Source organism: Kribbella koreensis (assembly GCF_039525325.1).
Classification (GTDB): domain Bacteria; phylum Actinomycetota; class Actinomycetes; order Propionibacteriales; family Kribbellaceae; genus Kribbella; species Kribbella koreensis.
In genome coordinates, this window is record NZ_BAAAHK010000008.1 from 26299 (window position 1) to 39691 (window position 13393).

General features: G+C 67.1%; 12 protein-coding genes. 5 read left to right on the top strand and 7 right to left on the bottom strand.

Annotated elements, in window-relative coordinates; all coding sequences use genetic code 11:
- Positions 1 to 3: 3 nt before the first annotated feature.
- Positions 4 to 783: a hypothetical protein gene (locus ABD116_RS18185; RefSeq protein WP_343971055.1), complete on the bottom strand. Its 780-nt coding sequence runs from the start codon at positions 781 to 783 to the stop codon at positions 4 to 6.
- Positions 784 to 822: 39 nt separating this feature from the next.
- Here ABD116_RS18185 and ABD116_RS18190 point away from each other — a divergent pair, with 39 nt between their 5' ends.
- Positions 823 to 1752, top strand: a complete 930-nt coding sequence (locus tag ABD116_RS18190) for a sigma-70 family RNA polymerase sigma factor (protein WP_343971058.1) — start codon at positions 823 to 825, stop codon at positions 1750 to 1752.
- Here ABD116_RS18190 and ABD116_RS18195 read toward each other — a convergent pair.
- On the bottom strand, positions 1730 to 2284 hold the full coding sequence (locus ABD116_RS18195) for a dihydrofolate reductase family protein (protein WP_343971061.1): 555 nt from the start codon (positions 2282 to 2284) through the stop codon (positions 1730 to 1732). The two genes, ABD116_RS18190 and ABD116_RS18195, sit on opposite strands and share 23 nt — an antisense overlap.
- A gap of 174 nt (positions 2285 to 2458) precedes the next feature.
- Between ABD116_RS18195 and ABD116_RS18200 the strand changes: the two genes are divergently transcribed.
- From ABD116_RS18200 to ABD116_RS18215, 4 genes are all read left to right on the top strand, one after another.
- On the top strand, positions 2459 to 3259 hold the full coding sequence (locus tag ABD116_RS18200) for a hydroxypyruvate isomerase family protein (protein ID WP_343971064.1): 801 nt from the start codon (positions 2459 to 2461) through the stop codon (positions 3257 to 3259).
- Positions 3260 to 3285: 26 nt separating this feature from the next.
- Positions 3286 to 5052 (top strand): glyoxylate carboligase, encoded by a 1767-nt coding sequence (gene gcl / locus ABD116_RS18205; protein ID WP_343971067.1) that lies wholly within the window; start codon positions 3286 to 3288, stop codon positions 5050 to 5052.
- A 10-nt stretch (positions 5053 to 5062) separates the two neighbouring features.
- Entirely contained in the window at positions 5063 to 6073 is a 1011-nt protein-coding gene (locus ABD116_RS18210; RefSeq protein ID WP_343971070.1) for a 2-dehydropantoate 2-reductase, read from the top strand.
- A 193-nt stretch (positions 6074 to 6266) separates the two neighbouring features.
- Positions 6267 to 7022: an EamA family transporter gene (locus ABD116_RS18215; protein WP_343971073.1), complete on the top strand. Its 756-nt coding sequence runs from the start codon at positions 6267 to 6269 to the stop codon at positions 7020 to 7022.
- A 74-nt stretch (positions 7023 to 7096) separates the two neighbouring features.
- On the opposite strand, the gene ABD116_RS18220 is transcribed toward ABD116_RS18215, so the two are convergent.
- The 5 genes from ABD116_RS18220 to ABD116_RS18240 are packed head-to-tail and all read right to left on the bottom strand — an operon-like array spanning position 7097 to position 13378.
- The gene (locus ABD116_RS18220; RefSeq protein ID WP_343971076.1) at positions 7097 to 8821 is read right to left on the bottom strand and encodes a glycoside hydrolase family 35 protein; all 1725 of its coding nucleotides are present in this window, start codon (positions 8819 to 8821) and stop codon (positions 7097 to 7099) included.
- A 42-nt stretch (positions 8822 to 8863) separates the two neighbouring features.
- Positions 8864 to 10225 (bottom strand): ABC transporter substrate-binding protein, encoded by a 1362-nt coding sequence (locus ABD116_RS18225; RefSeq protein WP_343971079.1) that lies wholly within the window; start codon positions 10223 to 10225, stop codon positions 8864 to 8866.
- 11 nt (positions 10226 to 10236) lie between these two features.
- Positions 10237 to 11646: a ricin-type beta-trefoil lectin domain protein gene (locus ABD116_RS18230; RefSeq protein ID WP_343971082.1), complete on the bottom strand. Its 1410-nt coding sequence runs from the start codon at positions 11644 to 11646 to the stop codon at positions 10237 to 10239.
- 11 nt (positions 11647 to 11657) lie between these two features.
- Positions 11658 to 12515: a carbohydrate ABC transporter permease gene (locus tag ABD116_RS18235; protein WP_343971085.1), complete on the bottom strand. Its 858-nt coding sequence runs from the start codon at positions 12513 to 12515 to the stop codon at positions 11658 to 11660.
- The gene (locus ABD116_RS18240; protein WP_343971088.1) at positions 12512 to 13378 is read right to left on the bottom strand and encodes a carbohydrate ABC transporter permease; all 867 of its coding nucleotides are present in this window, start codon (positions 13376 to 13378) and stop codon (positions 12512 to 12514) included. Before ABD116_RS18240 ends, ABD116_RS18235 begins: the two co-directional genes overlap by 4 nt.
- Between the last annotated feature and the right edge of the window lie 15 nt (positions 13379 to 13393).

Below are 13393 nucleotides of genomic sequence, written 5' to 3' on the forward strand. Positions count from 1 at the left end.
GCCCTAGTGGTGCGCGTCCGCCCCGCGGGCGTCGTACTCGTCGGGTGTCTCCGAGACGGTGAGGGCGCAGCCCGACCGGCCGCACTCGCAGGCGAATGGGTAAGGCTGCTGCTCGGCCACCGCGATGTCCGCCAGCCAGAGCCGGATCTGCCGGCTGGCTGCCTTGTTCTCGATCGACCGCTGCCGGGCGAGCTGACTCCCGGGCGGCAGCTGCTGTTGAGGCCCAAGTGCTGTTCTTACCGCTGTGGTGATCGCGGACCAATCCGGGTCGGCCGCGACCTCGATCAACGTCTGCCCGTACTGCGTTGTCTCCTGCCGCACCCGATCGGCAAGGAGGGCGTCGCGGGCGAGCAGCCCTTCGAGGCGCGCCCGGCCCCTCGCGTCCTCAACACGAGCGAGCCGTGCCTCCCGCGCCCGGCGCGTCTGCTCGGCATCGGGCATCAGCCAGACCGCGGCACGCACCCCGTCAGCGACCATCGACGGATAGAGCTGTGGCCCCTCGACAAGCGCCGGTACGTCGCCGAGCTCGCGCGCCCGAACGTCCTCGACGACCAGCTCGATCCGCAACCGCGCGATCCGTACGAACGCCTCGGCCGCGACCTCCGGGCCCTCGGCCAGATCTTCTTCGAGCGGCCGATGCGCAGGCATCCGGCCCACGTGGTCGTAGGTCCACAGATCCACCGGATGCAACGGCAGATCCAGCTCCCTCGCCAGTTGCCGTGCGATCGTCGACTTTCCGGCGCCTGGTGCGCCGCCGATCCAGATCATCCCCGGCCAGCTCATCCGGCCATCTTGGCAGCCGTCGGGTGCTTTGATGGGTGGGTGGACTTCGAAGGGCGGACGGCGCCGTTCCGGCGGGAGTTGCTGACGTTGTGTTACCGGATGTCGGGCTCCAATCACGATGCCGAGGACCTGCTGCAGGAGACGATGATCCGGGCCTGGCGGGCCTTCGACCGGTACGACGAGACGCGCGCCTCCCTGCGTACCTGGCTGTACAAGATCGCCACCAACACCTGTCTCACCGAGCTGGAGAACCGAGGACGGCGACCGTTGCCATCCGGGCTGGTGGCCAGCGGGGACGATCCCGAGGGACCGCTGCGGAAGGGTGCTGAAGTCCCTTGGCTGCAACCGTTTCCGGACGATCCGGCAACGGTGGCGGAGGAGCGCGGGACGCTTCGGCTCGCGCTGATCGCGGCGCTGCAGTTCCTGCCGGCCAAGCAGCGGGCGGTACTGATCCTGCGTGATGTCCTCGCCTGGTCCGCCGCGGAGACGGCCGACGTTCTTCAGCTGACGCCCGCGGCTGCGAACAGTGCGCTGCAGCGCGCACGGGCGAAGCTCAAGGAGACAGGGCTGGCCGAGGAGGATGTCCTCGAGCCGGACGACCCCAAGTGCGTCGACTTCCTCAATCGCTACATCGCCGCCTTCGAGCGTGCCGACGTCGCGGCCTTCACTGACCTGCTGACCGAGGATGTCCTGCTGGAGATGCCGCCGTTCTACAACTGGTTCCGCGGCCGCGAGTACCACCTGCGCTTCATCGCGCGGGTCTTCGACCAACGCGGTACCGACTGGCGCGTCCACCCGATCGCGGCGAACGGCCAGCCGGGCATCGCGGTCTACCGCGGCGACGGCGACGGCGGGTACGTGCTGCACACCTTGCACGTCTTCACCGTCACCGTGGCCGGCATCTCCCACAACCACACGTTCCAGGACGACGGGGTGTTCGCGGCTTTCAAGCTCGCCGGTACTGCGTAAGCACCGCGGCCCCCGCCTGATCCGACGCAACGCAGGTCAGGTGGACCGGCGACGACGTCGGACCGAACAGCCGCTCGCCCGCGCCCACGATCGACGGGAAGGTGAGCAACCGGTACTCGTCGATCAGCTCGTGTTCCTGCAAGAGGTGGATGACGCTCGAACTGCCCGTCACGACCACATCGCGTTCCTCGCGCCGGACGGCGTCGACGACGTCGCCATCGACCAGCGTCGAGTTGGACCACCCGGAGACGTCCGTGAGGCGATGCGATGCGACGAGCTTCGGGATCTTGTTCATCTTGGTGGAGAAGTCGTCGGCCCGCTGGGGGAAGAGCCCGCTGAAGAGCTCCCAGGTCCGCCGGCCGAGCAGCAGGACGCCGTCGTCCAGGAGAGCGCCGAGCCGGAACTTGTCCCCGCCGACGGCCTCCGGTCCGTGCCGGAAGGCCCAGCCCCCGTACGGCGTACCGCCTGAACCGTCCGGATCGGTGACGTAGCCGTCGAGGCTGACGAAGGCGATCGCGATGACTGTGCCCATGACTGAAGTCCTTTCGGAAGGTTGCTGTCACGGGTACGTACCGGCGGGCTCGCGAGAACTCATCGGTGCTGCCTATCAAATCATCGCAAATGTGACCTACGTCATGTCTTGACCCGTTCTTCGAGCCCGGCCTACTGTATGCGGTATACCAAACCGCTCCGGAAGGTGGGATCGATGGAGAGTCGGTTTGCCGTCAACTGCTCGATTCTGTTCACCGAACTGCCGTTGCTGGAGCGGCCGCAGGCTGCTCGGGCGGCCGGGTTCGAGGGGGTGGAGTTCTGGTGGCCTTTCGATACCGCGTTGCCCGGCGATGCTGAGGTTGACGCCTTTGAGCGGGCGATTCTGGATGCCGGTGTCCAGTTGGTCGGGCTCAACTTTGCTGCTGGTGACATGCCGGGCGGTGATCGCGGGCTGGTGTCGTGGCCGCAGCGGTCGCTGGAGTTCCGGGACAACATCGCGGTGACGTTGGGGATCGGCGAGCGACTCGGGTGCCGCGCGTTCAACGCGTTGTACGGCAACCGGGTCGACGGCGTTGATCCAGCTGCGCAGGATGAGTTGGCGGTGGAGAACCTTGCCCTCGCCGGTACGGCTGCAGGCTCGTTCGGTGCGACCGTGCTGGTCGAGCCGGTCAGTGGCGCCGCGCGGTATCCGTTGCTGACGGCAACCGATGCGGTCGGGGTGATCGACCGGGTGGAGCGCGAGTCCGGCGTCACCAGTGTCGGGTTGCTCGCGGACCTGTATCACCTGACCGTGAACGGGGATGACGTGAGCGCGGCGATCGCGAAGTACGGGGATCGGATCGCGCATGTGCAGATCGCCGACGCGCCGGGCCGAAATGAACCGGGTACGGGCGAGATTCAGCTCGAGCGGTATCTCGGCGAGCTGCAGGAAGCCGGCTACGACGGCTGGATCGGCCTCGAGTACAAGCCCAGCACCACCAGCCAGGACAGCTTCCGCTGGCTGCGACAGCTTTGAGCGCACCTGAGAACAAGGAGCACTGTATGCCCCGAATGACTGCCGCCCGCGCGGCGGTGGAGATCCTCCGTCGCGAAGGCATCACGAACCTGTTCGGCCTCCCCGGTGCGGCCATCAACCCCTTCTACAGCGCGGTTCGCGCCCAGGGCGAGCTCAAGCATGTGCTCGCCCGGCACGTCGAGGGCGCCTCGCACATGGCCGAGGGGTACACCCGCGCCAAGGCGGGAAACATCGGCGTCTGCGTCGGTACGTCGGGTCCGGCCGGCACCGACATGATCACCGGCCTGTACTCCGCTTCGGCCGACTCGATCCCGATCCTGTGCATCACCGGGCAGGCCCCGGTCGCGAAGCTGCACAAGGAGGACTTCCAGGCCGTCGACATCGCCTCGATCGCCGGGCCGGTCGCCAAGTGGGCTGTGACGGTGATGGAGGCGGCGCAGGTCCCGGGCGCTTTCCAGAAGGCGTTCCAGTTGATGCGCACCGGTCGTCCCGGGCCGGTGCTCATCGACCTGCCGATCGATGTCCAGTTGACCGAGATCGACTTCGATCCGGAGCTGTACGTCCCGCTGCCGGTCGCTGTGCCGCGTGCTTCGGTGGCGCAGGCTTCGGAGGTGCTGCGGCTGCTGGGTGAGGCGGAGCGGCCCCTGATCGTGGCCGGTGGCGGGATCATCAACGCGGACGCGGCTTCTTTGCTGGTGGAGTTTGCTGAGCTCACCGGCGTACCGGTGGTGCCTACGTTGATGGGCTGGGGGACCATCCCTGACGACCATCGGTTGATGGCTGGGATGGTGGGGCTGCAGACGTCGCATCGGTATGGGAACGCGACGTTGCTTGCGTCCGATCTGGTGATCGGGATCGGTAATCGGTGGGCGAATCGGCATACGGGGTCGGTGGCTACTTATACGCAAGGTCGGAAGTTCGTCCACATCGACATCGAGCCGACGCAGATCGGGCGGGTGTTCGCGCCGGATCTGGGGATCGTGTCGGATGCGAGGGCGGCGCTCGAGGTACTGATCCATGTCGCTCGGGAGAACGCTCCGCTGCGCGACCGGTCGGAGTGGGTGGCTGCTTGCCGGGAACGGAAGCGGACGATGCTGCGGCGGACCGACTACGACGACGTCCCGGTGAAGCCGCCGCGGGTCTATCAGGAGATGAACAACGCCTTCGGACCGGAGACCCGGTATGTCTCGACGATCGGGTTGTCGCAGATCCAGGCGGCGCAGATGCTGCATGTGTACCGGCCGCGGCACTGGATCAACGCCGGCCAGGCTGGTCCGCTCGGCTGGACGGGTCCGGCGGCGCTGGGTGTGGCGGTCGCGGATCCGGAGGCGACTGTCGTCGCGCTGTCGGGTGACTACGACTTCCAGTTCCTGATCGAGGAGCTGGCGGTCGGGGCGCAGTTCAACATCCCGTACATCCACGTGGTGGTCAACAACGCTTACCTCGGGCTGATCCGGCAGGCGCAGCGGGGGCTGGAGATGGACTGCTGCGTGCAGCTGTCGTTCGAGAACATCAACACGCCGGAGCTGAACGGGTACGGGGTCGACCACGTGAAGGTCGCCGAAGGCCTTGGCTGCAAGGCGTTGCGGGTCTTCGAGCCGGACGGGATCCTGCCGGCCCTCGAGGAGGCGAAGAAGCTGATGGTCGAGTACCAGGTGCCGATCATGGTCGAGGTGATCCTGGAGCGCGTCACCAATGTGTCGATGGGGACCGAGATCGACAACGTGGTCGAGTTCGCCGAGCTGGACGGCGTACAGAATCCGATCCCGACCGCCTCCGGCCTGCGAGACTAGGGGAATCAGGATGAAGGTTGCGATTCTGGGCGCCGGCGCGATCGGCGCGTACGTCGGCGCCGCGCTGCACCGTGGTGGGACCGAGGTGCATCTTGTTGCCCGTGGCCCCCATCTGCAGGCGATCCGGGCTGATGGGGTGCAGGTGCTGAGCCCACGTGGAGACTGGGTGGCCCGTACGCCGGCCACCGACGACCCCGCCGAGATCGGGCCGGTCGATGTCGTCTTCCTCGGGCTGAAGGCGAACTCGTACGCGTCCTGCGGCCCGCTGATCGAGCCGCTGCTGCACGACAAGACGGCCGTCGTGGCCGCCCAGAACGGCATCCCGTGGTGGTACTTCCACGGCCTGCCGGGCCCGTACGAGGGTCGCCGGATCGAGTCGGTGGACCCAGGTGGTGAGGTGACCCGGGTCCTCTCGCTCGACCGCGCGATCGGCTGCGTCGTCTACTGCTCGACGGAGTTGGAGGGGCCGGGCGTCGTACGGCATCTCGAAGGCACCCGCTTCTCGATCGGCGAACCTGGTGGCGGCCGATCGGACCGCTGCCTGGAGTTCAGCGAGGCGATGATCGCCGGCGGCCTGAAGTGCCCGGTCGAGGAGGACATCCGCAACGACATCTGGATCAAACTCCTCGGCAACGCCGCCTTCAACCCGATCAGCGCGCTCGCCCGCGCCACCATGGTCGAGATCGCCCAGCACCGCGGCACCCGCGCGATGATCCGCCTGATGATGGAAGAAACCCTCGAGATCGCCGCCGCCGTCGGCTCCACCCCCGACATCTCCGTCGACAAACGCATCGACGGCGCCGAGCGGGTCGGCGAACACAAAACCTCCATGCTCCAGGACCTGGAAAAAGACAAGCCCCTGGAACTCGACGTCATCCTCGCCGCGGTTGTCGAACTAGCCGACCTGACCCACACCAAAGCCCCCACCCTCCGAGCAGTCCACGCAGTAACCGACCTCCTCTCCACCAAAGTCGGCACCACCCCAATAGCCCACGCACCCACCGCAGCCCGAGCCGTCTAACCCAGACGACCGCCCGAGCCATCCAGACCCAGGTGGGTCCGCAGGCGCGAGCCCTGCCAGGCCCCTCCGGACCCACCTGTCTCCATTCCAATGAGTAGACAGTGTCTACGCCGGTGCTGTAGACATTGACTACGTGATGGTTCTGGGGATCTTGGGTGCTGCGGCGGTGTGTCATGCCGGGTGGAATCTGTTGATGAAGAAGGCCACGCAGGACGGGCCGGAACTCGCCTGGTTGTGTGCGGTGATCGCGGCGCCGGTCTCCGTCGGGCTGCTGGTGTGGGCCGGTTTGCAGGGGGAGTTGGCGAAGACCTGGCCTGCTGGATTGGTGAGCATGGTGCTGCATACCGCGTACTCCGTGGTGCTGCGGTGGGCCTATAAGGCGGGCGACTTCAACGTCGTGTACTCCGTCAGCCGGGGCGCGACCCCCGTCATCGTCACCCTCGCCGCGATCCCGTGGATCGGCAGCCCGCCGCCACAGGTGTGGGGCGGGGTCGCGGCAGTGGTCGTGGGGGTGATGGTGATGGATCGGGTGGCGTCCGGGCGGGGGAGCCTGCCGGGGGTGGCGGTGGCTGGGTGCAGTGCTGTGTACACGTTGTGGGATGGGCATGCGATCGCGTCGCTCGGGGTGAGTGTGTTGCCGTATCTGGCGGTGACGAATGTGGGGCAGTTGGTGGTGCTGAGTTTGGTGCTAGGGCCTCGGCGGAAGCTGGATTTCTCGGGGTGGCGGCGGGCGGTGCCGATTGCGGTGCTGACGCCGGCCAGTTACGGGTTGGTGCTGGTGGCGATGTCGATCTCGCCGGTCAGCACGGTGGCGGTCGGGCGGACGCTCAATGTTGCCGTGGGCAATCTTCTGGGAGTCGTCGTACTGCGCGAGCGGCTCACCCTCGTGAGCGTCGTCGGCCTGACCGCGGTACTGGCCGGCGTGGTACTCGTCTCGATTGGAGCTTGATGAAGGCAGGACACCGGATCCTCTCGAAGGTGCCGGACCAATGGCTCGCCGCGGTCTCGGCCTTTCTCGCCTAGCTACAGGTCGGTCGGGCCGAGTGATGCGGTTGCGGTGAACTGTGCGGTTCGGGAGGGCATTGTGTCGAGTTCGAGGACGACCAGGTCGTTCGGGCCTTGGTGGATGAGTGGGCCGGGAACATAGAGCGTGTGCTGGGGGCCGCGGTGCCAGTAGCGGCCCAGGCAGAAGCCGTTGACCCAGGCGAATCCCTTGCCCCAGGCATCGGTTTTCAGGAAGTGGTCGATGGGGCCGTCGGCGTTGAAGGTCGCTCGCCAGGCGGTCGGGCCTGGGCCCACAACGGACGCTCCACCGGACTGCCATGCAGTGGGAACCGTGTCGAGATCGATGACGCAGGTCGTCCACTCGGTGAGCGGCGTAGAGTCGAGCAGGACGCCGCCGATCAGGCCCTTCGGTTCGCCGATCCGGGGGCCGTAGTTGACCCGGCCCTGGTCCTCGACGACCAGCTCCAGCCGGCCGCGGCCGTGCGGTAGGAGGATGGCGCGATCGTGGTTCTCGCGTTCGAGCACACCGACAGGATGTCCGTCGAGGAAGACCTGGGCACGGTCGCGAACCTCGCCGACCTCGAGCAGCGCCGGGCCCTCGACGTCCAGCTCGGTCCGGTAGATCGCGAGCCTGGCGCCCAGCTCATCGAGAGTCGGCAGGGCCGCCGCGGCCGTCCACACGCCTCGAACAGCAACGGGGTCGCCCAGAGGTACAGAGAATTCCGGCGCCGGCGCGACCGGATCCGGTGCGAGCGGCGGCACCGGGGCATACCGGGAGATCACCTCGCGGAAGGCATGGAACTTCGCGGTGAAGTTACCCGCCTCGTCCAAGGGCGCGTCGTAGTCGTACGACGTCACCGTCGGCCGATAGACGCCCTTGTCGTTGGCCCCGTTCGTGAGCCCGAAGTTCGTGCCGCCATGAAACATGTACACGTTGACCGAGGCGCCCGCAGCCAGCAGAGCATCCAGCTCCGCGGCCGCGTCAGCCACCGAGGTCGTGTGATGCGGCCCGCCCCAGTGGTCGAACCACCCGTCCCAGAACTCCATGCACATCAACGGCCCCGACGGCTGATGCGCCCGCAACGTCCGGAGCCGTTCCGCAGACCTGGAGCCGAACGACCCAGTACGCAGTACGCCGTCCAGCCCACCGGCCTCGAGCATCTCGTCGACCGGCTGGTCCACGGTCACCAGCGGCACCGTGATCCCGCCCTGGCCGATCAGGTCCGCGATCGCCTTCAGATAGACCTGGTCATCCCCGAAGGCGCCGTACTCGTTCTCGACCTGAACCAGCAGCACCGGCCCATCGTGCTGGACCTGCAGCGGCTCCACGATCCGCAGTACCTGCCGCAGGTACTCCTCGATCGCGGTCATGAACTGCTTCTCATGCCGGCGCACCCCCACGCCCGGCTCCTGGAAGAGCCAGGCGGGGAGCCCGCCGTTGTCCCACTCCGCGCAGATGTACGGACCCGGCCGCACGATCGCGTACATCCCCGCCTCGGCCACCAGCCGTAGGAACCGGCCCAGGTCGAGGATCCCCGAGGTGTCGAAGACCCCGCGCCGCGGGCTGTGCGCGTTCCACGGCACGTAGGTCTCGACGGTGTTGAGCCCCATCAGGCGGGCCTTCTCGATCCGGTCCGCCCAGGAGTCCGGGTGGACGCGGAAGTAGTGCAGGGCGCCGGACAGGATCCGGAACGGCGCACCGTCGAGGAGGAAATCGGACTCACCGATCGTGAAGTCGGACATGGATCCCTTTCTGCGCGGAACGCGCGGGAATCGTGGAGGGGGTCAGCCGTTGGTCTGGAAGCCCTGCTGGTTGCCGTACCCCACCAGCGCGTCCTGCCAGGCCTTGAGCGCCGGGTTCAGATCGGACTTGCTCTGGTACGCCTTGCCGACCGTGTCGCCGAAGATGCTGTTCGCGTACAGCTGGAACGGCAGGTAGCTCCAGTCCTTGACGACCGTACCGGCCGCGCCGGTGAGCACCTGGTTGATCTTCTGGCCGCCGAAGTACGCGCTCGGCTTGTCGACGAAGGCGGGATCCTTGAGGTCGGCAACGGTCGACGGGAAGCCGCCGCTGGCCAGGAACGGCTTCACGCCGTTGTCGTGGTTGAGCCACTTGACGAAGCCGGCCGCCAGCGCCGGGTTCGCGCTCTGCTTGAGGACCGACTGGGTGCTGCCGCCGTTCTCCGCGGTGGCCGGTTGTCCGTCGTACGTCGGCATCGGCGCGACCGCCCACTTGCCGGCGCCGGCCTTGACCGACGACTCGAGGACGCCGGGCATCCACGCGCCGACCGCCAGCGAGGCGATCGTGCCGTCGCCGAGCGCCTTGAACCACTCGTCCGACCAGCCCGGGATGCTCGCCACCAGGCCGCCCTCGACGAGCTGGTTCCACACGCCGGTCCACTTCTTGGTGCCGTCGTCGGCGAGGTTGATCGTGACGGCCTTGCCGTTGGTGCTGAACGGCTTGCCACCGGCCTGCCAGATCATGCTGGTCGCGAAGCCGGCGTCACCGGTGTCGTTGGTGATGAACTTCTTCGGGTCGGCGGCGTGCAGCTTCTTGGCGGCCGCGACGTACTCGTCCCAGGTTTTCGGCACGGTGATGCCGTACTTGCCGAAGACCTCCTTGTTGTAGAACAGGGCCATCGGGCCCGAGTCCTGCGGCAGCCCGTAGAGCCCGTCGCCGGCGTGCACCGCCGTCCAGGTCGACGCCGTGTACGCCGACTGGAAGCTGTCGAACCCGTACTGCCGCAGGTCGACCAGCGAGCCCGGCAACGCGAACTGCGGCAGCGCCTGGTACTCGATCTGCGCGACGTCCGGCGCCCCCGACCCGGCCTTGATGACGTTCTGCAGCTTCGTGTACTGGTCGTTGCCGGTCCCGGCGTTGACGTAGTTCACCTTGACGTTCGGGTACTCCTTCTCGAACGCCTTCACCTGAGCCTCGGCCGACGGCGTCCAGCTCCAGTACGTGATGCTCCCGCCCTTCTCGAGCGCGGCCTTCACAGCATCCGGCGACCCCGCCGGCTGGCCGCCACTGCCCGAGCTGCCGGAGCTGTCCGATCCACCGCAGGCAGCCAGCAGAACCGATGCGGTCGTGATGGCGACGGTGCTGACGACAAGGTGCCGCAGGCTGCGCCGATGACTGGTCTTCATGATGTTCCCTCTCACTGTTCCCACTGCTGGTTGCTGAGGCCGTTGCAGGCCGAGACGATGACTGCACTTCCGTTGGCGGTGCCGGCGGCATCGAGGCAGAGACCGGGATGGCCGATGCTCGTGACCGACTTGTCCGCCTGGAGCTCCCACGCCTGGTCGGAGGCGCCGGTGCAGGTGGTGATGATCGCCGGGCTGCCGGCAACGGCTCCGCCGGCGGTCACGCACTTGTTGCCGTAGACCGTCAATTGCTTGCCGGCCGTGTGGTTCCAGGACTGGTTGCCGCCGCCGTTGCAGTCCCACAGGTCGAGCGCGGTGCCGTTGGTGGTGGAGGCGCCCGGTACGTCGAGACAGCGGCCGCTTGCGACTCCGCGCAGTTCCTCACCTGGTGGCGCGGGTGGAAGGTCGTTGACCGGTTCCTTCTTCAGCAGGCCCCAGCCCCACTGCAGCTGGGCCAGCCCGCTCGCGTTGTTGACCTCGAGGTCGCGCTCGCTGATCCGGGTGGTCATCGAGTAGGAGTCACCGTCGCGCAGGCCCGGCCAGTACACGATGCCCATCTTCTGCTCGCGGGCGACCTGGGTGAGCGCGCCGAAGTACGAGGTGGAGACGTTGCCTTCGTGGTTGCCGTAGTTGAGGCCGGTGGTCATCGGGGAGCCGGCCTCGTCGATGATGGTGCGCCAGCCGTACTGGCCGATGCGGGGGCGGAGGTTCGCGAGCCATTCCGCCTCGGTGGTCGCGTCGTCCCAGAAGCCGTAGAAGTGCAGCGACAGCAGGGTTCCCGTCAAGGCGGGGACCGCGCCGACGCCGGTGACGTTGTCGTTGTAGCCGGTACCTGAGATGACGACCCGGCCACGCGGCACATCCCGGTGCCGGGCCAGCCAGGAGGTGGTGACGCCCACCCACTCGTCGAGGGAGTAGCCGAACGGCTCGTTCATCGGTTCGAAGTACACACGGGGGTTCTTGCCGTACCTCTTGACGACGGTGTCCCACATGGCGGCGTAGGCGGCTGGGTCGTCGACCCGGCCGTCCTTGGCGTCGTTGGCTTCCCAGTAGCTGAGGATGACCTTGAAGCCGTTGCCGGTGGAGGCGTCGATCGCGGCCTGGTACGACCGCCACCAGCTGGTCCCGACACTCGACGGGTTGATCGGCAGCCGGATCGTGTTGGCCTTCAGCTCCGCCCGGAACTCGCGGACGATGCCGGTGGCCTTGCGGTAGGTGGTCGCGTAGTCGTCCGCAGTACTGAGGCCGGACGGTACGACCTCGTCGGACGCGTAGTTGTCGCGCGGATCCGCCCAGTTCACACCGCGGTACTCGCGCGTGTTCGCCGGAGACGGCGCCGGCGACGCGGCTGCGGGGACAGTCGTCACAACACCGGTCACCAGGGCCAGTGCTGCGGCGGCGTGGAGCCAAGCTGCAGGTTTCATCCACAGTCCTTTCATTGTTTGACGCTGCCCGCGGTCAGGCCGGACTGCCAGAAGCGTTGGAGGAGGAGGAAGGCGACGACGAGCGGGACGATGGTCAGCAGCGAACCGGTGATCACCAGGTTGTAGATGGGGCGTGCGCCGACGCCGGTCGCCTGGTTGCTCCACTGGGTGAGCCCGACGGTGAGCGGATACAGGTTCGGTTTGCTGAGCATGATCAGCGGCAGGAAGTAGTTGTTCCAGGTCGATACGACCGCGAACAGCAAGACGGTGACGATGCCGGGGGCAAGGAGTCGCAGGGCGACGGTGAAGAAGATCCGGATCTCCCCGGCGCCGTCGATCCGGGCCGCCTCGAGCAGGTCGTACGGCACCGCGTCGGTCGCGTAGACCCAGATCAGGTAGAGCCCGAACGGGCTGATCAGCGACGGGATGATGATCGCCCAGACCGTGTTCGTCAGCCCCAGCTTGGAGAACATCAAGAAGGTCGGCACGGCCAAGGCGGTCCCAGGGACGGCGACCGCACCCAGCAGGACGGCGAAGACAGCGCGCCGCCCGGCGAACCGGTACTTCGCAAGCCCATAACCAGCCGCAGTCGCCAGCAACGTGGCGCCGCCCGCTCCGACGACGACGTACAGCAGCGTGTTGCCCAGCCAGCGCAGGAAGATGCCGTCGTCGTAGGTCAGCGTGTCGTGGATGTTGCCGAACAGCGCGAACGAGCGACCGAACCACAGCCCCGGACTCGACACCAGATCGCCTTGCGTCTTGGTTGCACTGAGCAACAACCACAGCAGTGGGACCAGCGTGTAGACGAGGTACAGCACCATCAGCACGGTCAGCAGAGGCGAGCGTCTGGGACGCAGTGACGTGTTCACAACGCCTCCCGGGATCCGCGCAGCTGGACCACGTAGGCGATCACCGCGGTGATGATGCCCATCACGATCGCCACCGTCGCGGAGTAGTTGAACTGCTGACCCGCGAAGGACAGGTTGTAGGCGTACATGTTCGGCGTGTAGTACGTGGTGATCACGTTCGGCGCCAGTGTGCGCAGGATGTTCGGCTCGTTGAAGAGCTGGAAGCTGCCGATGATCGAGAAGATGGTGGCGATCACGATCGCGCCACGCAATGCCGGCAGCTTGACCGCCCGGATCGTCCGGAACGCGCCGGCGCCGTCGATCGCGGCCGCCTCGTACAACTCCTCCGGTACGGTCCGCAGGGCCGAGTAGAAGATCAGCATGTTGTAGCCCACGAACTCCCAGGTGACGATGTTGGCGATCGACGGCAGCATCCACTTCCCGCTGAGCGGCTGGATGGCCGTCGTGCCGAGCAGGTCGTTGAGGTCCGCGGCCAGCCCGAAGTTGTTGCCGTAGATGAAGCCCCACATCAAGACGGCGACCACGCCCGGTACGGCGTACGGGAGGAAGATCACCACCCGGAAGAAGCTCGCGCCGTGCAGCCGGGCGCTGTCGATGGCGAGCGCGGCCAGCAGGGCGAAGACGAGCATCACCGGCACCTGGACGACCAGGAACAGCAGCACCCGCAGGAACGACTCCCACAGCTTCGAGTCCTGGATCGCGTCGACGTAGTTGTCGAGCCCGACGAACACGGTGCCGCCGAAGAACGCCTGGTCGCGGAACAGGCTCAGGTAGATCGCGTAGCCGATCGGCGCCAGGAAGGTGAGCGCGAACACGGCGAGGAACGGCCCGACGAACAGCCATCCCCTGGTCTCTCGGTGCATCTGCCCACAGCCTCC